We start from the raw sequence: 25,199 nt of genomic DNA, 5'->3' as shown, positions 1-25,199 counted from the left end.
CGACTTCCCTTTTCAGCCGCAAAGACCTACTTCTCTTCCGCCGTCCGGTCGCGCCACAGCGCCGCCGCGAATACCAGCAGCACGGGGTAGAACTCCAGCGTGTAGCGCGGCTCGGAGTTGTCGAGCGTCAGCAGCAGTGCGCAGCGGAGCAGGATGGTCGCGAGCATCGACCAGGCTAACGCCTGCATGCCATCCCAGCGGCGTCTCCAGCGGTAGAAACCGGCGCCGGCCAGCGCGAGGTAGACGAGGTTGATAAAGCCCCAGCCTGCGGCGAGCGCGGTCTTGCGCGGCCAACTCCGGTACTTCCACCACTCCAGCGGAATCTCGAGCAGCTCCGTGCGTGGGCGCACCACCATGTTCAGCACGCGCGCGACCGGCAAGGCCAGGTAATAACGGAGTGGGTCCACGTGGATGCGGTCGGTGGCGATGGCGTCGAAGCGGGCGTCGAAGGCCTTGCTCTGGGTCGAGGTGCGGTTGTAGTCCTCGAGCAGCGCGGCGGTCTGTTCGTACTGCTCGTTCGAGTCGAAGGCTCGGTCGGGCAGGTCGGCGATGTTGATCGGACCGCCGTCGTAGTTCCAGTAGACCTGCTCGGTGGAGGCGAAGTCGACCGCCCACGTGCGATACCAGCGCTGGAAGCCCAGCGGCACCGCCTCGCCGGGATCGGTCGCGAACCGCGGCGCCAGCGGTTGAAAGAGGTGGAAGGTGCGTTCGTTACGGATCGCCCAGGGCGCGAGCGGCAGCAGCGTCAGAAACGAGGCCGCCAGCACCGGCAGGCCGCGCCGCACTGAGAAACCTGGCGCGAAGGCGATCCAGAGCATCGCCGGGACGACCGCCGCCGCGAGCATTCCCTGCTCCGGCCGCAGCAGGATCGCGTAGGCCAGCGCGGCCGCAATGGCAACCATCCAGCGGTTCAATCCGGCGCCGGCAGCCTGCCAGCGTTCGAGCGCGTAGAAGGCGGCCGCGATGCAGGCGAGCGAGAGCGTCTCCGTAAGCGGCACGGCGACGTACACGGCGGTGAACGGGCAGATGCAGGCGAGCCAGAGCGCGGCCAGACCGGCGCGTTCGCCAAAGAGCCGGCGTGCCAAGGCGGCGACGATCAGGCATGTCCCAAGGTCGATAAAGACCTGAACCAGCATCACCGCGACGTAGCGGTCGATACCGAAGAGTTTGAAGCAGAGAGCCATGAAGAGCGGGTAGCCAGGCAGCCGGATGAGCGTCGGACGCGGCGCGGCGGCCACGCCATTCACCATCCGGGTGAAGCCATAGACGCCATGTTGCAGTAGATTCTTGGCGATGTCGCCGTAGATGAGTGCGTCGCCCGCCACACGCGCGGCGTGGAAGACGAACCATATCCGCAGCAGCAATCCCACCGCCAGCGGCAGCGCGATCACCCACCACACACGCGCGCGTCGGGAAGCAGTTTCGGTCATCTCTCTTGAGATGATACTTGGTCCGGCGGCGCAATCCAGCCCCAGCCGCTTTTCAACGACCGGCGGCGCCCCGCAACGTCATCAGCCTATGTGAGGCGATTGGGACCGGTTATCCGCGTTGACTCCAGCCGGACGACTCCATACGATGCCTGTTAGGACTACTTGGCATCTCACCTGTCAGGCGGCCGACCCTTCGAATGAACAAACAAGTCTTTTACGATCCGCAACGCAAACGCTGGAAGCGGCTTCGTCGCATCTTCGATGTACTCGCCATGGCCGGGCTGATCGTGGGCACGGTGTTCATTATCGGCCTGCTGCGCATGAAGCCGCTGCCGGACCTGCCGCTGGTCGGCCAGAAGCGCAACTATCATGCGCTCGCGACCCCGCTGACCATTAAACCGGTACTGAAGCCGGGTCAGAAGCCCGCGCTCTCAGCGCATCGCAAGACACAGTTGAAGCCCTCGCAGGTGACGCTCAACTCGGGCGAAGGTCTGCGCGCGGCTTACTACGTGGAGTGGGACCCGGCGAGCTACTCCTCGCTGAAGCAGCACATCAAGCAGATCGACCTGCTCTTTCCCGAGTGGCTGCATGTCACGAAGGCCGACGGCAGCCTGACCTCTTATACGATCGATAATCGCGCGTTTCAGGTGGTCGACAACACCGTTCATCCCGTCGATGTCGAGAATAAGGTGGCGCGCGCCATCGCCGCGGCGCATGTGGACACGGAAATCTTTCCTCTGGTCAATAACTACGACCCGATCAAGGCGACCTACACGGACACCATCGGCGCGTTCCTGCAGGATGACGAGGCCCGCGCGCGTTTCGTGCAGCAGGTTGCCCGGTTCCTGGGCGCAAACCCGTCCTATCGCGGCCTGACGCTCGACCTGGAGGAGATTCCGGTCGAGGCGCAGCCCGGCTACCAGGCGCTGATCGGCGCGCTTTACAGCTACTTCCAGGCGCACAAGCTCAAGCTCTACATCAACACTCCGGTCGCCGACCCGGATTACAACCTCGCCTACATGGCGCAAAACTCCGACGGCCTCGTCATCATGAACTACGACGAGCACCAGAGCCTGAGCGCACCCGGCCCCATCGCAAGCCAGGACTGGTTCATCGACAACCTGCAGGCCGTGCTAAAGGTCGTCCCCAAGGAAAAGATCATCTGCTCCATCGGCAGCTATGGCTACGACTGGACGATGAGCATTCCGGCGCTGCCGAAGGCAATCACCACGACGCATCGCGGCGGCAAGCCGGCGCCAGTCCCGGCGCCCGAGCCGAGCACGGTCATCACCGCGCAGAACGTCACCACGCAGGACGCCTGGCAGGCCGCGTCGGACGCCGGCGCCGAGATTCAGCTCGATCCCGACTCGATGAACGCGCACTTCGCCTATGACGACGACAACCAGCACGTTCGGCACCAGGTCTGGTTTCTGGACGCCGTCACGGCGGTTAACGAGATGCGCGCGGCGCGCTCGCTTGGTCTGCAGACCATCGCGATGTGGCGTCTCGGCTCTGAGGACGATTCCCTGTGGAAGATCTGGGACTCGCCTACACACTCCGATCCAGCGAAGGTGCTGGCCGAGGTCGAACCGGGCTACGACGTCGATACCGAAGGCGACGGCGATGTGCTGCGCGTCATCCAGAAGCCGCAGTCCGGCAAGCGTACGCTGACCATGGACGACGACGACGCCGTCCCGATCTACTACAAGATGGTGACCAGCGAGAAGATGGTCACCTACCCGCGCGTCTACACGGTGCAGCAGTACGGCTATAGCCCGAAGAAGGTCGCCATCACCTTCGACGACGGGCCGGACGCCGTTTGGACACCGAAGATCCTCGACATTCTGAAGAAATACAATGTCAAGGGCACCTTCTTCATGATCGGCGAAGAGGCGCAGGACAACGTCGGCGTGATGCAGCGGGTCTATCGTGAAGGCCACGAGATCGGCAACCATACCTTCACCCACCCGGACATCAGCGAAATCTCGAACACTCAGGTGGACCTGCAACTGAACCTCACCGAGCGGCTCTTCGCGTCGAAGCTAGGCGTGCAGCCGCTGTATTTCCGGCCGCCCTACTCGATCGACCAGGAGCCGGACACGAACGACCAGGCCGCGCCGGTGGACCGCATCCAGGGACTCGGCTACGTCATCATCGGCAACAAGATCGACACCAACGACTGGGACGAGCACCCGAAGAAGTCGCCGAAGGAGATTACCGACGCGGTCTTCCAGCAGATCGCCGACATGGAGGCGCATCCGGATCGCCGCGGCTCCATCATCCTGATGCACGACGGCGGCGGCGACCGCCAGCCCACGCTGAACGCTCTGCCCGTGCTCATCAATGCGCTGCGGGCAAAGGGATACGAGATCGTGCCGGTGTCGGAGCTCGTCGGCAAGACGCGCGACGAGGTGATGCCGCCGCTGACGGTGCGTCAGCGCTGGCTCGCGATCGCGGACTCCATCGCGTTCTTCTTCTTCGGCTTCTTCAACCACGCCGTCATTTACATCTTCTACATCGGCGACATCCTGATGAGCGGACGCCTGATCATCATTGGGCTCTTCGCCACCATCGACCGCATCCGCAAGCGCAAGAACTTCGCGGGGCCGGACTACAACCCGCGCGTCGCCGTGCTGGTGCCGGCGTACAACGAGGAGCTCGTCATCGCGCGGACGATCCGTTCGGTGATGATGTCGAACTACAAGAATATCCGCGTGATCGTGATCGACGACGGCTCGTCCGACAAGACGTACCAGACGGCCATCGACGCGTACCCGGCGGAGATCGCCTCCGGCCGCCTGACCGTGCTGACCAAGCCAAACGGCGGCAAGGCCGACGCGCTCAACTTCGCCCTCGAACACATGGACGAGGAGATATACGTCGGCATCGACGCCGACGGCGTGATCGCGCACGACGCCATCACGCGGCTGGTTCCCCACTTCGCGAACCCGCAGATCGGCGCCGTTGCGGGTAACGCCAAGGTCGGCAACCGCGTGAACCTGTGGACGCGCTGGCAGGCGCTCGAGTACATCACGAGCCAGAACTTCGAACGGCGCGCGCTGGATCTCTTCGACGTTGTGATGGTCGTGCCGGGCGCTATCGGCGCATGGCGGACCAAGCCCGTGCGCGAGGGCGGCGGCTACCACTCGAATACCGTCGCCGAGGACGCCGACCTGACGATGAACCTGCTCGAACAGGGCTACTCGGTCATCTACGAGGACCAGGCGCTTGCCTTCACCGAGGCGCCGGTCAACGCCGATGGCCTGATGCGCCAGCGCTTCCGCTGGTCGTTCGGCATTCTGCAGGCGATCTTCAAACATCGCGGCGCGATCGCAAAACACCGCGCCATGGGCCTCTTCGCGCTGCCGAATATCCTGATCTTCCAGATCATGCTGCCGCTGGTCTCGCCGTTCATCGACCTGATGTTCGTCTTCGGCGTGATCCACTACTTCATCGACAAACACTTCCACCCGGAGGCGGCGTCGGCGGACAGCCTGTACAAGCTGCTCAGCTTCTTCTTCGCGTTTCTTGCCATCGACTTCGCCGCCTCGGCGCTTGCATTCGCGCTCGAACGCAAGCACCCGGCGAGCAAGGGCGACTACTGGCTGCTCTTCCACATCTGGATTCAGCGCTTCACCTACCGCCAGGTGTTTTCGGTGGTGCTCTTCAAGACGCTGAAGCGCGCCATCGACGGCAAGCCCTTCAACTGGGACAAGCTGGAGCGGACGGCGCAGATGTCGAAGGCTACGGAGAAGATGATCGGGTAACTGAACCGCCGAAAAGTAAAGGGCAAAGACTGTGGTTGCAGTCTTTGCCCTTTTGCCTTTGCAGCCGCTTTCCGTGTCTGTCATCCTCGCAGAGGAGTTGCTTCCACGTCTGGGCTTTCCATTCCCTTCTGCTTCAAGTAGTTACGCCGTCTTCATCTGGATCAGCGTGCCGGCCTTGGCGGCGGCCTCGGCGAGGATGCGGTGATGGAGCGTGAAGAGCGCCAGCTCCAGGCGGTCGGAGACGCCGGTCTTGTCGTAGATGCTGCGCAGGTAGTTCTTGATCACCTGCTCCTTCGTGCTGAGCTGATTGGCGATGTCCTTGTTCTTGCAACCCTGGACGATCAGTGCGACGATCTGCATCTCCTTCGGCGTCAGGCGGTCGCGGACGCGGGCGCCGACATGATCCTGCGCGGCCATCTCGTTCACGTTCGACCGCTGCAGCGAACGCTGGCCGCGGGCGACCTTGCGCACGCAGTCGACCAGATCCTGGCCGCTGACGGCGCGTGTGACCAGACCGTGCAGACCGGCGGCCATGGCCGGCGAGATCTCTTCCTTGTTCTCTGCGATCATGATGGCGCGGCTGCCGGCGGATGCGATGGTCTTCAGCAGGGCGTCTTTGTCGCCGGTCAGGCCGGAGCCGAAGAGGACGAGGGAGCCGCGGAAGGTTTCGACCGTCGACGGCAGGCGGCCGCCATCCTCACACTGGGCGATGATGCGCATGTCGTCTTCAAGGGCGAGCACGCGGGCTGCGCCTGCGCGAAAGATGGCCTGGTCGTCTGCGAGAATGATTCGGTTCATAGTAGTCGGTCTCCTGCGTCATGGGCTTGTTTCGCCGCCGCAATCCGTTCATCGGCGACCTTGCCCCGGTACGCAAGGGTGTCTGCAATCCGTACATCACGTTTGGAGCGTAGCACCTTCGTGGTAGAGGATTTTGTTGCACCTTTCGCACAGCGTTTGAATCAAAAATGCCGGGCCGCTGTGTAAACACAGACCTGCTCGAAGGGCTTATTCTGGAGTCATGGCGAAACCAATTCTACTGGCGGTCGACGACGACATCAGCGTGCTTGAGGCCGTTGTTCAGGATCTGCGCCGCAAATACGGCCAAACCTACCGCATCGTACGCGCAGCCTCCGGCGCCGCCGCGCTGGATATCTGCCGGCAACTGAAGGAGCGCAACGAGACGGTTGCCCTCTTCCTGTCGGACCAGCGCATGCCCGGAATGACGGGCGTCGACTTTCTGCAGCAGGCGATCGCGCTCTATCCCGACGCGAAGCGCGTCCTGCTGACCGCCTACGCCGACACCGAGGCGGCTATCCGCGCCATCAACTCGGCGAAGATCCACTACTACCTGAACAAGCCCTGGGATCCGCCCGAGGAGAAACTCTACCCTGTCCTCGACGACCTGCTGCAGGCCTGGAACTCCGGCTACAAGGCGCCGTACGACGGTATCCAGGTCGTCAGCGTACGCTGGGCCGCGGGCGATCACGACGTGCGTAACTTCCTGTCGCGCAACCGGATACCGTTCAAATGGCTGAACCCGGAGCAGACGCCCGAAGCGCTCGAGGTGCTGAAGACCAAGGGCGTCGACGACGCCAAACTGCCGGTCGTGCTCTTCGGCGACGGCACCGCGCTCGTTCAGCCGACCACCAGCGAGCTGGCCGATAAGGTCGGTCTGCGCACGCAGGCCATGCAGGAGTACTACGACGTGGTCGTGGTCGGCGCGGGCCCCGCGGGCCTCGCCGCCGGGGTCTACGGCGCCTCCGAGGGCCTGAAGACGCTGCTGGTGGACGCCTTCGCGCCCGGCGGACAGGCCGGCTCCAGCTCGCGCATCGAAAACTACCTCGGCTTCCCCGAAGGCCTCAGCGGCGACGAGCTCGCCAAGCGCTCCGTTTTGCAGGCGCAGCGGCTGGGCGTCGAGTTTCTGATGCAGCGTGTGGAGTCCATCCGCTCCGAAAACGGTTACCACATCGTCCGCATGTCCGACGGCCGCGAGGTCACAAGCAAGGTCTGCCTGCTCTCGACCGGCGTCGACTACTGCAAGCTCTGCATTCCGGGCGAGGAGGAGTTCACTGGCAAGGGCCTGTTCTATGGCGCGGCCCTGACCGAGGCGAACTCCTGCGCGAATGAGGATATCTACGTCGTCGGCGGCGCGAACTCCGCCGGACAGGCTGCGATGCACTTCGCGAAGCATGCGCGCAGCGTCCACATGCTGGTGCGCGGCGAATCGCTCGAGCGCAGCATGTCGAAATACCTGATCGACCAGATTGCCGGCACGCCGAACATCGTCGTCGAGACCTTCACCGAGGTCACCAAGCTGGACGGCCGCGAACACCTGGAGTGCATCACCCTGTCGACGCCGCGCGGCGTCGAGGTGCGGCAGTCGTCCTCCATCTTCATCTTTATCGGCGCGGCGCCGAAGACAGAATGGATGCCTGCGGGCGTCGTGCGTGACGGCAAGGGGTTCATCCTGGCCGGAGCGGACCTGAAGGCCAAGGCTCCGGGCGTGTGGAAGCTCGAACGCGAGCCGTACCTGCTGGAGACAAGCGTGCCCGGCATCTTCGTCGCGGGCGATGTGCGCTTCGGTTCGGTCAAACGCTGCGCCTCGGCGGTCGGCGAAGGTTCCATCGCAATTCAGTTCGTGCATCAGTATTTAGCCACGCTATGAGGCAGTCGGATGAAGATTTTATGAGCGTACTCAATCCCAGCAACGTCGCCGTCGAAACGGCGCCTCACCACACCCTGAGCGCAGAGGTCGTCAACCAGTTGCGCAAGGTGCCCATCCTCTCCGCGCTCAGGGACGATGAGCTGCACTGCCTCGACGAGACCGAGGAGCTGCGCATCGAGGCTGGCGAACTGCTCGCAAAACAGGGCGAGACCGCGCGCTTTTTCTGGATTCTCCTGAGCGGCTCGCTGCGTATCTCGCAACTGATGCCGGACGGTCGAGAGATTCCCATGGCCGTGGTGACCGAGGGCAATGCCTTTGGCGAACTCCCGCTGCTTTCCAACATCCCCAACATCTCGAATGTGCGCGCGCTTGAACCCTGCCACCTGATGCAATTGAACGAGGAGCAGTTCTGGGGTCTGATGACGTTCTGCCCGCAGGTCCGGCGCGCCATCCTGGGCAACATGACGCTGCGCATGCAGAAGATGCAGAACGTGACGCTGCAGCAGGAGAAGATGGCCGCGCTCGGCATCATGGCCGCGGGACTGATGCACGAGCTGAACAATCCCGGCGCCGCCGCACGTCGCGCCGCGCAGCAGTTGCGGGAGAACCTGAATCGTATGCACGAGCTTGCCGCCCGTTTTACCAAGGCGGATATGTCGCGCGAGCAGAAGGAATGCATGATGGGGCTGCAGACGGCCGCGCTTGCCGTGAAGCAGCCCATCCGGATGAACTCACTCGAACAAAGCGACGCGGAAGAGCGGCTCGCCGAGTGGATGGAAGCAGCGCAGGTGGAAGATGCGTGGAAGCTGGCGCCGACGTTGATCGCCGTCGGCATGAACGAGCACGAGCTGGACTGCGCCCGGCAGAGCTTTCCCGGCGAGATCTTCTCCGACGCCTTGAGCTGGCTCGAAGCGCTGGTTTCAAGCCAGCAGCTCGTCGGCACCATCGAGGAGAGCATCGGCCGTGTCACCGATCTCGTAAAGGCAGTCAAATCATACGCCTACGAGGGCAAGGGGCAGCGCCAGACGATCGATATCAACGACAGCATTCACGCCACGATGGTCATTCTGGCGCACAAGATGCGCGAGAAGGAGATCGTACTTGAAAAGGACTTTGGCGCGGGACTGCCCCCGCTCCAGAGCGAGTGCTCGGGCCTGAACCAGATCTGGACAAACCTGCTCGACAACGCCATCGACGCTGTGGGGGCGCATGGCCACATCGCCGTTCGAACCTGGTCCGAGGTCTTCAACGACTCGACCGGCAAGCCGAGCCTGGACCTTTGCATCAGCGTGAAGGATAACGGCAGCGGCATTCCACTGGAGAGCCAGCCGCACATCTTCGACCCGTTCTACACGACCAAGGCCGTTGGCGTGGGCACGGGTCTGGGGCTTGGAATCGTCTACCGCATCGTAGAGCAGTATGGCGGCGTCATCCGCTTCACCTCGGAGCCAGGCAACACGGAGTTTGTGGTGCGTCTGCCCAGCGATCGCGCATAGTTCGATTCGGTATGATGGGGTATGTCCGCCACCCCGCAGATCACGCCGTTCCACCTTGCCTTCCCGGTCGACGACCTGGCAGCCGCGCGCCATTTTTACGGTGAGGTGCTGGGCTGTCCGGAGGGCCGCAGCTCCGCCCAGTGGATCGACTTCGATCTATTCGGACACCAGATCGTCACGCACCTGCGTCCGCGGGCCGCGGCGATCGTACACCACAATCCTGTCGATGGGCATGACGTGCCGATCCCGCACTTCGGGGTCGTTTTGACGATGGAGCAGTGGCAATCGCTGGCCGATCGCCTGCAAGCCGCAAATACAGCCTTCGTGATCGAGCCCTATATCCGCTTCAAGGGTGAGGTCGGCGAACAGGCGACGATGTTCTTCCTCGACCCAGCCGGCAATGCGCTCGAGTTCAAGGCGTTCGCCGACATGAGCCTCATCTTCGCCAAGTAGCCCCGCTAGTCCGTTGGAAACGGCACGAACTTGTCCGCGCAGGAAGGCAGACTGCCGCCGCCGGGTTTTCCGCCCGAGCGTGAATCCTCGCCTGTCATCTGGAAGTTCACCGGCCCCGGCCCGAGGATAATATCGGCATGCCTGGCGCCGAACTTATAGCTCGTTGGATTGTCCAAGATCAACACGCCGTCGAAGGTAATCGTAATCCGGTGCGTGTGGTCGTAGCCCAGCAGCGAGATGGTGCGACCGCCCGTGATGCGGACGTTGTGCAGGAGAATATTCTGGTAGACGGGCAGCGCATTCTGCTCCTTGCCGGGCAGAAAGTAACTTGTATCCAGTTGAATTGGATTCTTCGAGTTACGGATGCAGATATCGTCGTAGCGAATATCCTCGACTAACCCGCCGCGGGTAGGATTCGACTTGATGCGAATCCCGGCGGTCGTGCCGTCGAGCGATAAGTCCTTTACAAGGATCTTACTAACTCCAGCATTGGTCTCGCTGCCGATCGACATGCCGTGACCGTAATAAAAGTGGTTATGCACGATCGTCATATTCGTCGCGGGACCGTTGCCGCCTTTGATGGCGATGTTGTCGTCGCCGTCTCGGATGTAGGTCTGAGTGATCGTAATATTCTTCGAGCCGCCGGGGTCGATGCCGTCTGTGTTCGACGCATTCTCGGGCGTGTCGATCTTGACGCCCCACACGGTGAAGCCGTCACCGTGCGAGTACGACACGTGGAAGTTCGGCGAGTTCTTCAGCGTGATGCGGTAGAGCGTAAAGTCGTCGGACTTTTCAGTCTGGATCATACGCGGAACCTGCTGATTGCCGCCCTCGTCCTTCTTGTCGTGACCGAGTCCCCACCAACTCTCGCTCTTGCCCAGCATCTTCGCGCCGCCGCGACCATCGATGACGCCATCGCCCATGATGCCCGACCCCGACGCCTGATTCGCCGTAATCAGCGGCTTGCAGCCCTTCTTCGAATCGCTGGTAATGATGCCGCAACTCCCGCTCTCCAGCTCGTAGACTTTCGGGTCGCGCGAGCCGAAGAGCGTCGCACCTTTGTCGATGAGCAGGGTGACGCCGGGACGCAGTTCCAGCGGGCCGGTCAAAAACGCGTTCTTGCCATCACCGGATGCAAGCTCCACGGCCTCGTGCGGCTTACACCCATCCATCGCCTTCTGGATGCGGTCCGTATCGAGCTTCGACTCGTCCGCGTCTTCGAGCGGCGCCTTCAGCCGCGCGTCCAACTTCACGCATACGTTGGGGATCCTGGGTTCGGAGACCGTGCGGGTATCCTGCGCCGGCAAGGCGCCGCCCGAACAAAGGAGTAACACAGCCGACACTTGAAGCGCGGTCTTCATATCTGTCCTCACCGATAACTTCCAATATAAAAGAAAGAGCGCAGAGCATGAACCCATGCTTTGCGCTCTTCCATTTCAGCTTACCTTCAACTTAGTAAAAGACCGTAAGTGCGAACTGCATCTTGCGTCCGTTGGTGGAGGTATTCGCATTGTTTCCGTAAGTCGACCGCACCACTCCGAAGGGAGAGGTCGTGCTGTACGATCCTCCCGCCGCAGGACAAGACTCGAGCACACGTCCGCCACCCGTGGGCGTTGTGTAAGTCGTCGTCGTGGTGCAGGAGAACTGCGAGGATGGGTTGGCCAGGTTCGGCGTATTGAAGACATTGAAGGCCTCGGCGCGGAAGTTCAGCCGCATGCCCTCGCGAATCCGAGCCAGCGGAAAGTCCCGGCCCAGCGTCATGTTGGTCATGATGTAGCCCGGCCCGACGAAGGAGTTGCGGCCCTGGTTGCTGAATGTGCCGATGCTGGGATAGGTGAAGGCGTCGCGATTGAAGTACTGGGCCACCTTGGCGGAGCGATGCCGGTTGGAGGGCAGGTTCGGATTGACGCCCGGAAGAATTTGCGCGCGCTGATTCGACTCGCCATCGAGCGCCGAATCGTTGTTGATGGTCACACTGTAGGGCTTGCCGGTGTGGGCGAGATACTGTCCGCTGTAGATCCAGTTATTCAGCAGAGCGCGCACCGGCGCGTATCCCTGGGTGATCTTGGGGAAGCGCTGCACCCAGCCCAGCGTGAAGTTGTGCGTTGCATTGCTGTCCGAAGGCCCCTTGTCGGACGCGAGGTTGAAGACGTTTGGAACAGAGTTCGAGGTGGTCTGCGCGTTGGTCTGGATGTCGATCGAACGCGAGTAGGTGTAGGAACTGAGGATGGTCAGCAGCTTGCCGCCACGCTGCGTGTACTGCACCTGCAGCGCGTTGTAGTTGGCCGTTCCGACGCTCAGGATATCGACGATTCCCTGCCCGCCATAGTTGAACGGAGCGTAGCGAACGCGTGCCTGCGTGGAGCTGGCGCTCGAGGAGGCGGTGCCGTTGGGGTTGACCGGCTGACCATTCGCGCCGAGATACAGCGGCGAGCAATAAAGGTTCGGGTTGGACTGATAGTATCCGCCACTGCAATCCGAGATCGAGGGATTGAGGTCGAGCGGCACCGTCAGCTTGCGCGCGAACTTGCCGACGTAGTTGGCTTCGAAGACGCCGCCGCGCGGGACGTGATACTGAAAGCCGAAGTTCGCAGCCAGCACATACGGAGTACGGAAGTTCGGATCCGGGAAGAAGATCGAGTAGGGAGCGACGAAGACGGGGTTCTTGGGATCGAAGGCTGCGGGCAGCGTGAGCACTCCGCCGTTGGCGCCATAGGTCGCCAGCGGAACCGAAGCTCCACCTGGAGGCAGAATCTTGTGCAGCTTGAAGTTGTACGGCTCGCCGACGCCGATGACGTTGGCGTTGACCGCGTCGAAGAAGATGCCGAAGCCGCCGCGAACCAGCAGCTTGCCGGAGCCGGTCGTGTCATACGCGAAACCCACGCGCGGGGCGAAGCCGTTGAAGTCGGTCGGGACGAGCGATGGCAGAACGCCCTTGTCGCCGGGGAAGCCAAGGCCGCCGGGCGCCTGCGGGAAGACGGTCGACTGCAGGCCGGGTTTGAAGGTTGCGGACTGGCCGTGCGGTTCGAACCACTGGAACGGCAGCTCATACCGGATGCCGAGGTTCAACGTCATCTTGGAGGTGAGGCGCCAGTCGTCCTGGAGGTAGAAGAAGTCGTTGTGCTGAATTCCGCCCTGGATGAGCCGGTTCTGCGCATCGACCGTGTTGACGAGGCCGATCAGACCGTCGGCCACGCTGAGTCCGGTAAAGGTCGAGCTGAAGCCGAGCAGACCGGGGTAGTCCTGCCGGTTCAGATACTGCAAGCGGAGGAAGTTATAGCCAAGTTTGAAGGTGTGCGCGCCCCGCGAATAGGTCAGGCTCTCCGACATTTCCACGTTTTCGTTGATCGCATCCTGATAGCCCTGGTTCGAGGCGCCGAGCGCGAAGCCGTTCGAAAAGTTGAAGGCCGGCAGCGTCGGCTGACCGGTCTCGACGAAGTTTCCGCAGAACATCGAACCGGGCACGCAGGTGTTGAGTGTGCGCGTGTCCTGCGGATACTGCGTGCTTTCGAACCGCTTGTAGCCGACCCGCAGTTCGTTCACTATCGTTGGCGAAACGACCCATACCCAGCCGACGTTGCCGAAGTTGCTATACGCCTGCTTATTCAGAATCGCGTATCCGGCGACGCCCTGCGAGGCACTGCTCACGCCCTGCGGCCCCAGAGCGTTCGAGTGGATGAAGTTGTAGCGGATGTCGAATCGGTGCTGGGGGGCGGGGTTGTAATCCAGGCGCGCGAGGATGTTCTTATCGCCGGTGGGCGCGGGTGAGGTCGTCACAGCCGAGCCGTTGGAGCCCGGAACCGGAACGAAGGTCTTGAAGATCGCCGACATGACCGGGTTCAGACACTCGTTCGGCACTTCGGCCAGCGGCAGGTATGTGGGTTGCACCTTGCCCGTACCGGCGTACGGATTGTTGGAGGCGAAATTCGCCGCCTGCGTCAGAAGGTTGAGGCACGGGGATGAGCCGGTTCCGCCTGCCTGCGCATAGGCCGCATTGATCATATTGATCGCGTCGGATGGCTGTGCCTGAGAACCGCTGGTGCCGGCCACTTCAAGCGGGTTGATGAACTTGCCGCCCACGAGCACGCCATTGCTCACGACAGCCGTATCCGTAAAGAAGCTGGCGCAGCCCGCCGCGTGTCCGGGGAAGGCGCCGGCCGAGCTGCAAGGGCGCGGTGTGACGCCATCCGACAGCAGACCGCGTTCGGCATAACCGGGCGTGAGTGCGGATGCGGTGGTCTGCAGTCTGCCGACCAGGTCCTGGAACGCGCCGAAGAAGTACAGCTTGTCCTTGAGGATCGGGCCACCTACCGTGAATCCCCACTGGTGGATGTTGTCCTTGGGATTGATATCCGTGATGTAGTCCGACGCGTTGAACATCTGGTTCTGCATGTAGTCCCACACCGCGCCATGGAACGTGTTCGTGCCGCTCTTGGTGATGACGTTGAAGACCGAACCGGCGTTGCGTCCATACTGCGCCTTGTAGTTGTTGAGCTGGACGCTGACCTCTTGCAGGGCGTTCGGCGAGGGGTAGTTGATACCCGTGTTGTAGAACAGGTTGTTCCACATCAGACCGTCGAAGAGCATGAGGTTCTGCGTGTTGCGCGAGCCGGATGCGCTGTAGGTCGGCCCCTTGGTGTCGCCGGTGAAGGTCGAAGGCGCATTCACGTCGACGACGCCGGGGAGCAGCGCGGAGAGCGCCACCACGTTGTGTCCGTCGATCGGCAGATCCTCAATCATCTTCTGGTCGATCAGGGTGCCGAGGGTCGCCGACTTGGCGTCGATGGCCGAGCCCGACTCGTCGACCACCGTGACCGTGTCAGTCGCCGCGCCGGACGACATCTTCACAAGTTCCTTGATGTTCTGGTCGGCGTCGAGCTTCAGGTCCGTGATGACCTCAGTCTGGAAGGTCGGCGCGGAGACGGTCAGGATGTAGTCGCCGATGGGCAGCGACGGAAGCTGGAACTCGCCCGAGGCGCTGGTGGTCGTCGTGCGGGTGACGCCGTGCACGCTGTCGGTGATCGTGATGGTGGCGTTGCGGACGATCGCGCCGGACTTGTCCTGCACCGATCCGAAGACGCTGCCGGTGTTTTGAGCATGGGCCGTGCCAGCCAGGGTCATAGCCCCGGCGAGCAGCGCGAGTGAGACGCGCATGTTGCAGCGAAGATTGCTTTTAGACGCGGATACAGCGCGCTGCTTCGCGAGAAGCCTGTTGCTTTTCATGCCCTACTCCACTCATGTTGAGGAATCAATGGTCAGACCACATCCAACCGCGAAAAAGTATGCTGACTTGGACATACGGCTGTCAAGTCGGGATCCTGAATGGTTGCACCTCATAGCGCCGATTTCGGGATTGTCATGCCAATTCCCGCACTGGCAGTTAGCGGTACCTGACATTTTCCGATTTCACCGGCAGGTTCTGAGGCGATTGGTCGACCACTTTGCGGCCGCGACTGAGCATATCACCAGACAACCTGGTCAGCCCGGATTTCTTCGACTGAAAATAGTACACCGAGACGATCATTGACAGCCGTATAGCGAGAACGATACATTTTTCGGCGGTCAGGTATTTCTCCACAACATGTCGCAAGTGGTCTTACCACGGTAGCCGCGGATGCGTTCCGGAGCCGATGCGTTTCAAAATCGACGCGCTTCAGAGTCTGTCATGCAGCACCCGGTTTCGGCCGGACCGGCGAAGTCCCCGCCCCTGTGGGCAAAACGAGTTCGAACTTCCCTTGGAGTAGAGCCATGAAGGTAGCAGGAAACACCCTTAGCAGAGCAACGAAGTTCGCGTGTGCCATGGTCGTATCAGCATGCTTTGCCCCACTGGGCGCCCAGACGACCGCGCCCTATCTGCTGCCCTATACGATCAACACCATCGCCGGTGGCGGCACTGCGCCGGCGGCAAAGGCTTCCTGCCCAGCCGGCAACGGCACGACGGCGCTTGCCGTGGACACCTTTGGCGACGGCTGCCTCGCCAGTTCGAGCTCGGTTGTCGACAACACCGACCTGCATGACGTCGGCGTCGACGGCCAGGGCAACATCTACTACATCGACAACGGCAGCACCGGCGTCATCCGCAGAATCGACGCCCGCACCGGACTCGTCACGGTCTACGCCGGAAGCTACGGCTCCAGCACCACCTCCTGCACCACGCAGGTGGATAAGTACGGCGACGGTTGCCTTGCGAACGACAACAACACTGTCCCGGCCACAAGCGGCAACCTGCCCGGCGGCAACGCCAACGGCGGCTACACGCTGGGCCTGGTGAAGGGACGCGGCATCAGCGTCACCAAGAATGGCGACGTTTATTTTGCGGACTACTCCGGCAACCTGATCCACAAGATCAGCGCCAGCACCGGCATCATGTCCATCCTCGTCGGCGTCGTCTCCGGCACCTCGGCTAAGTCCGCCTCGGCCACCTCCGGCTATGCAGGCGACGGCGGCCCAAGCACCGCGGCCAAGGAGTTCGCGGCGCGCGGCGTCGCGGCCGACGCCAGCGGCAACGTCTACATCGCGGACTCCAGCAACAATGTTGTCCGCATGGTCTCGGGGTCGACCGGCATCATCACCACCTACGCGGGCATCAACCCCGGCACCGGCAGCGCCGCCGCTTCGGGCTTCTCGGGCGACGGCGGCCCGGCCACCTCGGCCGTCTTCGCCACGCCCGAGGACGTCGAGGTCGACGCCAACGGCAATGTCTTCGTCGGCGACTTCGGCAACAATCGCGTCCGCGTGATCTACCAGGGCGGCGCAACTGTCGCCAAGCTGATCGCGCTTACGAATGGCGGCGCGGTCGCGCAGGCGGGCTACATCTATACCGTCGTCGGCAGCTCGTCGACCACGGCCTACGTCGCCGGGACGCAGGTGCTCGCAACCTCCAGCGCCATTGGCAACCCGCGCAAACTGACGCTCGATGCACGCGGCAACATCTACGTCGCCGACAATAGCTATAACGTCATCTGGTTCGTCGACGCGACGACGGGCTACATGCGTCCGATCGCCGGTCTGTACAACGTGCCCAGCAGCGCGACCGCCGTCGGCGTCTGCTCGACCAAGTCCAACACGATCGGCGACGGCTGCCCGGCCACGCAGGCCACGCTGCTCTCGAACTCTGCCATGGGCGTCGCGGTCGATGGTCTGGGCAACGTGCTCATCAGCGACTCCGGCGACGCGCGTCTGCGCAAGGTCTTCACCAACCAGAGCTTCGGTTCTGTAGCGGCCGGCGCTTCGCTCGCCCAGACGCTGCAGGTCCACTTTGGCGCGGGCGATAACGCCGCCGCAGCCAACGCCTTCACCATCACAGGCAATACCGACTTCACGGTGACGAGCAGCACCTGCACCACCAACACGGATACGACGACCGACTGCCTCGTCGTCGTCACCTACAAGCCGACCGCTCCGGGAGCGGAGAAGGCTCTGCTGACCGCGACTTCCCTGCTCGGTCAGTCCGCGGCCTTCGGCGTCAGCGGCGTCGGCACGGTCGCAGCGCTTGCGATCGATCCCGGCACGACCGCGAGCCTCTCCACCACATTGAAGACCCCGTTCGCCATCGCGCAAGACTCCGCCGGCAACACCTACATCGCCGATACAGGCAACAACCGCGTCGTACGCTACAGCATCTCCGGCACGGCGACCGTCATCGCGGGCACGGGCACGGCGGGCTACGGCGGCGACGGCGCGGTCGCAACCCTGGCAACACTCTCCGCTCCGAAGGGCGTAGCGGTCGCACGCAGCGGCGCGATCTTCATCGCCGACACCGGCAACAACGTCATCCGCCGCATCGATCCGGTCACCGGCTTCATCTCGACTTATGGCGGCACGACCGGCGCGGTCTGCACCGCGGCGACAGACACCTTCGGCGACGGCTGCCTGGGCACGGCGGCGAAGTTCTCCTCGCCCACCGGCGTCGCCGCCGATAACGACGGCAACATCTACATCGCCGACACCGGCGACAACCTCATCCGCGAGCTGAGCGTCAGCGGTTATGCCTCGCTGATCGCCGGCGGCGGCACGGTCTGCACGGCCAACCTGCTCGGCACGACCAAGACGCCGGACTCGCTCGGCAACAACTGCTTCGGCCCAGCCTCGACCTTCAACGGACCGACCGGCATCGCGGTTGATGCGGGCAAGAACCTCTACATCGCCGACACCGGCAACAACGAGATCCGCGAGATCGTGGCCGCCACCGGTTACGTGACGCTGATCGGCGGTAACGGCCAGGCCGGCTTCAGCGGCGACGGCGGCACGGCGACCGGCGCCAAGGTCAACGGTCCAACCGGTATCACCGTCGACGCCGCGGGCGACGTCTACATCGCGGATGCGGGCAACAGCGCCATTCGCTTCATCAACGCCTCCGGCAACATGAGCACCGTCGTCGGCACGCTGAACAACGCAGGCACGGGCACGCTGCCGGGCCTTGCCACGGCTGTGCTGCTGTCGTCGCCTGCCGGCGTCGTCTCGAACGGCGCGGGCACGCTGACGGTGCTCGACTCCGGCAACAACCGCGCCTTCAACGTCGCGCGCGGCTCGCTGGCCTACACCTTCGCACGCACCGTGCCGGGGACCACCAGCGCAACGCTCGCCATTCAGGAGACCTCCACCGGCGCGGCTTCGGTGCTCCTGAGCCCAACCACCACGACCTCAATCTTCACCTCCACCGGCTCCACGGGTTCGTTCACGCTGGGCGGATCGACGTCGGGCACTTGCTCGGCCGATCAAACGCTCGCCCCGGCCAGCACCTGCACGCTCACAGCGCAGTTTGCACCGACCGCACTCGGAGCCGTCTCCGCGACTTACACCGAATCGGCGACTACCCCTGCCCTGAGCCCGGCGCCGACCTTCTCGCTCTCCGGCACTGGCGCAACCCTGACCAAGACCACCTCCACCACGACGGTCACCGTACCCGCAACCGGCAACCCGCAGTACGCGGTCTCCTTCACGCTGCAGACGACCGTCGTGCCTGCATCCTGCAATACCGCTGCGCCGTCCTGCATCCCGACGGGTACGGTCGCGTACTACGTCAACGGCACCCAGGTCGGCGTGGCTTCGACCGTCTCTGCAACGGGCGTCGCAACGGCAGTCATCGGTGGCCAGAGCGTCGGCACGATCTCGGTCGTCGCGGTGTATAGCGGCGACGGATACTATGCCGCAAGCACCGCCGCGACCCTGCCCGTCATCATCTCGCAGGGCACGAGCGTCACGACCGTGACCGCAACCCCGAGCCCTGTTTACCAGTTCGCATCGCTGGTCCTCAAGGCCACGGTGAAGTCCGCATCGACGAGCGACATCCCGACGGGCAAGGTTGGCTTCTATGCCGGCACGACCCTTCTCGGCACCGCAACCCTCGCCAACGGAGTCGCGTCGATCAGCGACGCCACCAACAGCTTCGGTCTCGCCGCAGGCACCTACCAGTTGCAGGCGCAGTACCAGGGCGACCAGAACTATGCGACCTCCACCTCCACCATCACGCTGGTCATCACGGCCGACGTGGCGAGCTTCAGCCTGGCGTATAACGGCGTCGGCGGAGTGGGCAGCTCCTCGGCGCAGGCCGGCGCTGCGGCTGTGGGTACGGCACAGGGCTCGACCTCGGTCGAAGAGCTGGTCGTCACTCCAACCAACACCCTGAGCGGCGCCATGACCTTCGCCTGCAGCGGCATGCCGGTGAACTCGGTCTGCACGTTCAGCCCGACCAGCCTCACCTTTACCCCGACCGCCCTGACCCCTGCTTACCAGTTGGTTCAGGTCACCCTCTGGACGGACATCGCGCCCGGCACCAACCCCGCACAGACCACCGGCATGAACGTTCGTCCCGCGCGGAGCAGCAAGGCTGCCCTGGCCACCGTGCTTGGCTGGCCCATGCTGATGCTGAGCCTGGCCGGCATGTTCGGCTTCCGCAAGCGCATGCGTCATAGCAACCTGTTCACTGCAGTCGCGTTGTTCGGTCTGTTGGCCGGCAGCTCGGTGGTGATGACCGGCTGCTTCAACGCGAAGGCTGGCGCGAACCTCACACCCACCGGCGTCTACAACGTCACGATCACGGCGACCGGGCCGCAGAGCACATCGGCCAACATCCCCGTGACCTTCACCGTTTCGAAGGGCATCGCGGGACAGGAGTAAGCTCAACCGAACGACAAAAGGGGCAGCCTTCGGGCTGCCCCTTTGTTTTTCTTTCTTACGTTCCATACACTCATGGAGTCAGGCGGCAAGCTCCAGAGTCTCCTCCTCCGCCGGAGCCAGAGCGCGCCCGCCCTTGCCCACCCACGTCTTCGTCCACGACCGAGACACGACGCGCAGCACCAGCAGCACCGCGATGGCCAATGCGGCATACGCGATCCAACCCGCGCGATAGCTGCCCGTATGCTGCTTCGAATAGCCCAGCACATTCGGCAGAATCGAGCCGCCCAGCGCGCCAATCTCGCCGATCATGCCGCCCGCAATCGCGGTCGTCAACGGCCAGCGCAACGGCACCAGTTGAAACGTCGCCCCGTTACCCGCGCCCAGCGCCGCGAAGCATAGCATGAAGAGCAACGTTGTTACAAGCAGCGAAGGCGTCGCCATGAGGCCGAAGAGTCCGGCAATCGCGACAAGAAAAACTACCGAAAGCGTCGTGATGCCGCCCACGCGATCCGCAAAGTATCCGCCGATCACACGCGTCGCGCTGCCGGTCAACGTCGCCAGCACCGTGTAGCTTCCGGCCTGCACCTTGGACATGTGAAACTGGCTGAAGTAGAACGACGGCAGGAACGTGGAGAGTCCAATGAAGCCGCCAAACGTAATGACGTAGATCAGGTTGAAGTACCAGCCATCCGCCTCCACCAGGCAGCGCAGATGATCCTTCAGGCTCTGGTGCTCGATATCCGGCGGCTCCTTGGCGAAGACGATCATGACGCCGAGCGGAAGCAGCATCATCGCCGCGGCAAAGCCATACACATGCTGCCAGCCAAAGTGCATCGCCAGCCGCGGAGCGAAGAGCGCAGCCAGCGCCGTACCGCTGTTCCCCGCCCCCGCGATGCCCATCGCAAGCCCTTTGTACTGCTTTGGAAACCAACCCGATCCAAGCGACAACGCCACGCCGAAGCTCGCGCCCGCGATACCCAGCAAGACTCCCATCGCCAGTACGTTATTGAATGTGTGGACGAAGAAAAAACCATACATGAGCGCGATGACGATAGCCGACATCTCGACGATCGCCGCGCTCCTGCGTCCGATGTACTGCGAGAGCACACCCAGCGGAAAGCGCATCAGCGCGCCCGCGAAGGTGGGCACCGAGACCATGAGCCCAATCTGCTGTGGCGACAAGTGAAACTGCTCGCTGATGAACGGCCCCATCGCGCCGTTGAGCACCCAGATCGCGAAGCTGAAATCGAAATAAAGAAACGCCGCCAGCAGCGTCGGCGGATGACCGGATTTCATAAACATCTTATAGTTCGCCATGGTCTTCTCCTGTGCAGAAAAAATTTGTAATCGATTGAGTTACATCATTGCGCCGCCCAGGTTGAACGTCACGGTTCAACAAATCGACTGATCTTGCAACTCCGGCGGCGTGGACGGAGCTGGCTCAGATCAGCGTCTGGGAAAATTTTTCAACGCGCACCGCGCATTGTTTGAAATTCGGCTCGCGCGAGATCGGATCGAAGGCGCCGAGCGTGACCAGATTTGAGTTGGTCTCGGAGAAATGGAAGGGCATGAAGACCTGCCCTGGAGCAACGATGCCCGTGATGCGAAGCTCCAGGTTGTTCACCGCGCTGCGGCGCGAGACGACCGTGACGCGATCGTGCGCCTTCAACTTTAACTGCGCCGCATCCACCGGGTTCATCTCAAGCCACGCCTGCGGAACCATCGTGTCGAGCATCTCGATGTTCGCGGTCTTCGTGCGCGTATGCCAGTGCTCGACCGTACGGCCCGTGTTGAGCACGAAGTTGTATTCTCCATCCGGCTGCTCGGCGAACGGAAGGCACGGCACGCAGTGCAGCTTCGCGCGGCCGGTCGCCGTGGGGAAAACTCCGTCGGCATAAAGCCGTTCGCCGCCCCACTGTGCGCCGCCCTCGTCTTCAAGCTGTTGCCAGGTGAAGCCGCTGTAGTCGCACATGCGACCGGCGGAGACGCGCTGCCACTCGCGAAACGCGTCGGCCGTCGTCGTCCAACCGGGATAAAGTTCATCGCGCACGCCAAGCCGCTCGGCGATGGCGAGGAAGATGTCGAAATCCGGACGCGCCTCGCCGGGCGGCGTGACGATGGCGTTCACCTTGCTCACGCGACGCTCGGAGTTCGTGTACGTGCCTTCCTTCTCGCCCCAGATCGCCGCCGGCAGGACAAGATGCGCGTAGTCGCTCGTCGGTGTGGGATGAAAGCCATCCTGCACCACCAGGAACTCCACGCTGCGCAGCGCTTGGTCGAGGACGGAGAAATTTGGGAACGACACGACGGGGTTGGTGGCGACGAACCACAATGCTTTAATCTTGCCCGCCACCGCTCCCTCGATGATGTCCGGATAGGCCATGCCGCGTGCGCTCGGTATCCGATCGACATCGATCCCCCACAGCCTCGCTAGCTCTTCGCGGTGCTCGGCGTTCTCGTATTTGCGATAGCCTGGCAGCGATGAGGTGAAGCCAGTCTCGCGCGTGCCCATCGCGTTGCATTGCCCGGTGATCGAAAACGGCGCCGCGCCGCCGCGTCCGATATGGCCCGTGATGAGCGCGAGATTGTTGATCGCCGCGACGGTCATCGCGCCTTGTGTCGAGTGGTTGACGCCCATCGTCCAGCCAATGAACGCGGCCTTTGCGTTGCCATAGAGATGAGCGACCTCCACGATGCGCGCCTCGCTCAGGCCTGTGACAGCGGCGACGTGCTTCGGCGTGAACTGCTCGACGAAGGTCGCAAACTCCGCATAGTCGTCCGTATGCGCAGCGATGTAATCATGGCTCACAAGTCCATCGCGTATCAGGACGTGAGCGATGCCATTGATGAGTGCGATGTCGCTGCGCGGCTTGACCGGGAGATGAATGTCCGCCATCATCGCGGTCTTGGTCACACGTGGATCGACGACGATGAGCTTCATCTCCCCCTTGCGATTCGTGCGATCCAGACGATGGCAGAGAATCGGATGATTGTCCGCAATGTTCGCGCCGATCAGCAGAATGACATCGGCAGCCTGCATGTCTGCATACGATCCCGGAGGACCGTCGCTGCCGAACGAAAGCTTATAGCCGCTGACCGCGCTTGCCATACAGAGTGTCGTGTTGCCATCGTTGTTGCGCGTGCCGAAGCCCAGTTGCACGAGCTTGCCCAGCGTGTACGTGTCCTCGGTGAGCAACTGACCCGTGCCCACAACGCCAAGAGCCTCGCGTCCATACTTCGCCTGGATGCCGGTAAATTTCTCCACCATGACATCGAGCGCCTCGTCCCATGAGACCGGCACTAGCTTGCCATCCTTGCGCAGCAACGGCTGCGTGGCGCGGCCGGGCGCGTCGAGGACGTGATGCTCGCTCAACCCCTTGGGACAGAGCTTGCCGAGGTTAACGGGATGATCGGGATTGCCACGCGCCGCAACCGCCTTGCCATCCTTCACGCCGACCAACATGCCGCACCCAACGGAGCAATAGCCGCAAGTTGTCTTCACCCACTTCTCCGCGACACGCGCGGTCGCGATGTGTCCGAATCGCGGATCCTTCGTGAAGGTATAGTCTTCCTGGCGCGTGTCGATGCCGAGCGCACGCTTGATGCTTGTCAGCATACTCATGCATGTCCTCCGCGTGTGAAGGTCAGCGCCATGTTCAACGGAACGACGGAGACGAAGAAGAGATAACGCGCCAGCAGCACGCAGAGAAACGCGGCGAGGCATGAGAGCGTGACCGAGCTAACCAGGGCGAGGGCGCATGACCCGAGCGCAAAGACGAAGGATGCGATCAGGAAAGCACGCAGAGGCGACCGGTTCAGCAGCATGATCGAAGCGCGGCCTTCAAACAGAGGCGACCGAGACAGACGCACCAGGCGCACCACGTGATTCAGCATCCAGAGAAGACCCGCCACGACCACAGGCCAGAACGGATAGACGGCCCCAGCGTGGGCCAGGGGCCATCCCTGCAGCATCGGCAGAGTGGCCATCCAATTTGTAACCATCTGCAGTACAAACGCAAACGTCCCTCCGATAAGCAGACCGCTCAACAGGAAGTCGAATGGCGTGTGCACCATGTTCCACGAAGGTCGCGCGGGAATGAGGTAGATGAAGGCGCTGGCGATCGTTCCTGCGCAACCGAAGCCAACGGTGATCCAAGCAAGACACGTCAGCGCCAGAGCGGCGTGTGGCCAGGTCTGTAGCGTGCGCAGGAACGGCGAGGTGTAGAGCGTTGCAGGCAAGACCATCGCCCACGCGAAGGCAGTGCAGATCGCCAGCGAGCCAAAGAAGTGTCCGAAGAACAGAACCTCACGGCTAAGCCACGAACGCCGCCACATCTTCACCGCACGCCATGCATAGGCAGGACGTCCCAGGTGGAAGACAGAGATGTTCAACGCAATAGCCGTGATGCCGAGCAGCATCGTCAGGAACAACGGCGTCAACCCATGCGCTATCAGTGCGAAGAACAGGCCGCCCGTAACTGCCTGTATAAGCGTCGTCATGAAGACCAGCGAGAGGTGCGCGTGTTCCGGCCTGATATGTCCCGCGTCGACGCGCTCGAGCTTCGTGGCAGACTCCGGCAAAGTCAGGCGCGTCGTCGAAAGAGTGTGCATGGCGGCCGGCAACCCAGGTGACTCGGCCGCTGTAAAGTTCTTGCGCCATGCGGTCTTATTGACGATCTCGATCTCGATCGCCGCCTCTGGACATGCGTTGACGCAAGCCGGTTCCAGGCCGGCAGTCAGCCGGCCGTGGCACATGTCGCATTTACCCACGACGCCGCGCTCAGCGTTGAACTGCGGCACCTGATACGTGCAGTTCCATACGCAATACTGGCAGCCGATGCATGCGTCCGCCGAGTGCAGCACGATGCCTGTGACCGGGTCCTTCGTATATGCCTCGACAGGGCATCCCTTCACGCACTCGGCGTCGAGGCAGTGATTGCAACCCATCGAGAGATAGTGCCGCAGCACATCGGGATAGACGCCGCCTTCGATCTCTCCGATGCGCCTCCAGCGGATGTCCGACGGATTACCATTCTGCTCGTTGCACGCCACCTCGCAGGAGCGGCAACCGATGCACTTCGTCACGTCGAAATGGAAGCGATACTGCTCGTCCTCCTCGAGTGCGCGCGCGGGAATCAGCGACGTGACCACCGTCGCTGACGTCTTGACGTCGAATGGCTTGCCGAGATCCGCAAGCGTCATGCGTACGATCGGGTCGCTGCCATCGGCTGCGCGTTCATGCAGGGGTAAAGACACTTCGGACCTTCTC

12 protein-coding genes are annotated in these 25,199 nt (G+C 62.6%); 5 read left to right on the top strand and 7 right to left on the bottom strand.

What is annotated here, in order from left to right; all coding sequences use genetic code 11:
* Nucleotides 1–26 precede the first annotated feature (26 nt).
* Nucleotides 27–1,430 carry an ArnT family glycosyltransferase gene (locus CHB87_RS05230; protein ID WP_089407289.1) on the bottom strand — a complete coding sequence of 468 codons (1,404 nt, stop codon included), beginning with the start codon at nt 1,428–1,430 and terminating at the stop codon, nt 27–29.
* A gap of 197 nt (nt 1,431–1,627) precedes the next feature.
* On the opposite strand from CHB87_RS05230, the gene CHB87_RS05225 reads away from it, so the two are divergent.
* A complete protein-coding gene (locus CHB87_RS05225; RefSeq protein ID WP_089407288.1) occupies nt 1,628–5,197 on the top strand; it encodes a trifunctional glycoside hydrolase family 18/polysaccharide deacetylase/glycosyltransferase family 2 protein in 3,570 nt (1,189 codons plus the stop codon).
* A 141-nt stretch (nt 5,198–5,338) separates the two neighbouring features.
* On the opposite strand, the gene CHB87_RS05220 is transcribed toward CHB87_RS05225, so the two are convergent.
* Nucleotides 5,339–5,995 carry a response regulator transcription factor gene (locus CHB87_RS05220; RefSeq protein ID WP_089407287.1) on the bottom strand — a complete coding sequence of 219 codons (657 nt, stop codon included), beginning with the start codon at nt 5,993–5,995 and terminating at the stop codon, nt 5,339–5,341.
* Between the two features lie 220 nt (nt 5,996–6,215).
* Here CHB87_RS05220 and CHB87_RS05215 point away from each other — a divergent pair, with 220 nt between their 5' ends.
* The 3 genes from CHB87_RS05215 to CHB87_RS05205 are packed head-to-tail and all read left to right on the top strand — an operon-like array spanning nt 6,216 to nt 9,811.
* Nucleotides 6,216–7,862 (top strand): response regulator, encoded by a 1,647-nt coding sequence (locus CHB87_RS05215; RefSeq protein WP_089407286.1) that lies wholly within the window; start codon nt 6,216–6,218, stop codon nt 7,860–7,862.
* Nucleotides 7,863–7,882: 20 nt separating this feature from the next.
* The gene (locus CHB87_RS05210) at nt 7,883–9,358 is read left to right on the top strand and encodes an ATP-binding protein (protein WP_089407285.1); all 1,476 of its coding nucleotides are present in this window, start codon (nt 7,883–7,885) and stop codon (nt 9,356–9,358) included.
* Between the two features lie 21 nt (nt 9,359–9,379).
* Nucleotides 9,380–9,811 (top strand): VOC family protein, encoded by a 432-nt coding sequence (locus CHB87_RS05205; protein ID WP_089407284.1) that lies wholly within the window; start codon nt 9,380–9,382, stop codon nt 9,809–9,811.
* Nucleotides 9,812–9,816: 5 nt separating this feature from the next.
* Here CHB87_RS05205 and CHB87_RS05200 read toward each other — a convergent pair whose 3' ends face one another.
* Complete coding sequence (locus tag CHB87_RS05200) at nt 9,817–11,172, bottom strand: glycoside hydrolase family 28 protein (protein ID WP_245817823.1); 1,356 nt, start codon at nt 11,170–11,172, stop codon at nt 9,817–9,819.
* A gap of 91 nt (nt 11,173–11,263) precedes the next feature.
* The gene (locus CHB87_RS05195; protein WP_176441599.1) at nt 11,264–14,965 is read right to left on the bottom strand and encodes a TonB-dependent receptor; all 3,702 of its coding nucleotides are present in this window, start codon (nt 14,963–14,965) and stop codon (nt 11,264–11,266) included.
* 645 nt (nt 14,966–15,610) lie between these two features.
* Between CHB87_RS05195 and CHB87_RS05185 the strand changes: the two genes are divergently transcribed.
* Nucleotides 15,611–19,930 carry an NHL domain-containing protein gene (locus tag CHB87_RS05185; RefSeq protein ID WP_089407280.1) on the top strand — a complete coding sequence of 1,440 codons (4,320 nt, stop codon included), beginning with the start codon at nt 15,611–15,613 and terminating at the stop codon, nt 19,928–19,930.
* Between the two features lie 78 nt (nt 19,931–20,008).
* Here the strand turns inward: CHB87_RS05185 and CHB87_RS05180 are convergent, their stop codons facing one another.
* The 3 genes from CHB87_RS05180 to CHB87_RS05170 form a co-directional block, all read right to left on the bottom strand.
* The gene (locus CHB87_RS05180) at nt 20,009–21,247 is read right to left on the bottom strand and encodes a nitrate/nitrite transporter (protein WP_089407279.1); all 1,239 of its coding nucleotides are present in this window, start codon (nt 21,245–21,247) and stop codon (nt 20,009–20,011) included.
* A 124-nt stretch (nt 21,248–21,371) separates the two neighbouring features.
* Nucleotides 21,372–23,552, bottom strand: coding sequence for a molybdopterin oxidoreductase family protein (locus tag CHB87_RS05175; RefSeq protein ID WP_089407278.1), 2,181 nt, complete (start codon nt 23,550–23,552; stop codon nt 21,372–21,374).
* A complete protein-coding gene (locus CHB87_RS05170) occupies nt 23,549–25,186 on the bottom strand; it encodes a DmsC/YnfH family molybdoenzyme membrane anchor subunit (protein WP_089407277.1) in 1,638 nt (545 codons plus the stop codon). The genes CHB87_RS05175 and CHB87_RS05170 overlap by 4 nt, the downstream gene beginning before the upstream one ends.
* Between the last annotated feature and the right edge of the window lie 13 nt (nt 25,187–25,199).

The organism is Granulicella rosea, assembly GCF_900188085.1.
Classification (GTDB): Bacteria; Acidobacteriota; Terriglobia; order Terriglobales; family Acidobacteriaceae; genus Edaphobacter; species Edaphobacter rosea.
The sequence above is the reverse complement of the archived record's forward strand: the minus strand, read 5'-3'. Positions and strand labels throughout refer to the sequence as shown.

Bases quoted from the DNA above. Each gene is read 5' to 3' on its own strand.
- CHB87_RS05230 (WP_089407289.1), bottom strand. From the start codon at position 1,430: ATGACCGAAACTGCTTCCCGACGCGCGCGTGTGTGGTGGGTGATCGCG.
- CHB87_RS05225 (WP_089407288.1), top strand. From the start codon at position 1,628: ATGAACAAACAAGTCTTTTACGATCCGCAACGCAAACGCTGGAAGCGG.
- CHB87_RS05220 (WP_089407287.1), bottom strand. From the start codon at position 5,995: ATGAACCGAATCATTCTCGCAGACGACCAGGCCATCTTTCGCGCAGGC.
- CHB87_RS05215 (WP_089407286.1), top strand. From the start codon at position 6,216: ATGGCGAAACCAATTCTACTGGCGGTCGACGACGACATCAGCGTGCTT.
- CHB87_RS05210 (WP_089407285.1), top strand. From the start codon at position 7,883: ATGAGCGTACTCAATCCCAGCAACGTCGCCGTCGAAACGGCGCCTCAC.
- CHB87_RS05205 (WP_089407284.1), top strand. From the start codon at position 9,380: ATGTCCGCCACCCCGCAGATCACGCCGTTCCACCTTGCCTTCCCGGTC.
- CHB87_RS05200 (WP_245817823.1), bottom strand. From the start codon at position 11,172: ATGAAGACCGCGCTTCAAGTGTCGGCTGTGTTACTCCTTTGTTCGGGC.
- CHB87_RS05195 (WP_176441599.1), bottom strand. From the start codon at position 14,965: ATGCGCGTCTCACTCGCGCTGCTCGCCGGGGCTATGACCCTGGCTGGC.
- CHB87_RS05185 (WP_089407280.1), top strand. From the start codon at position 15,611: ATGGTCGTATCAGCATGCTTTGCCCCACTGGGCGCCCAGACGACCGCG.
- CHB87_RS05180 (WP_089407279.1), bottom strand. From the start codon at position 21,247: ATGGCGAACTATAAGATGTTTATGAAATCCGGTCATCCGCCGACGCTG.
- CHB87_RS05175 (WP_089407278.1), bottom strand. From the start codon at position 23,552: ATGAGTATGCTGACAAGCATCAAGCGTGCGCTCGGCATCGACACGCGC.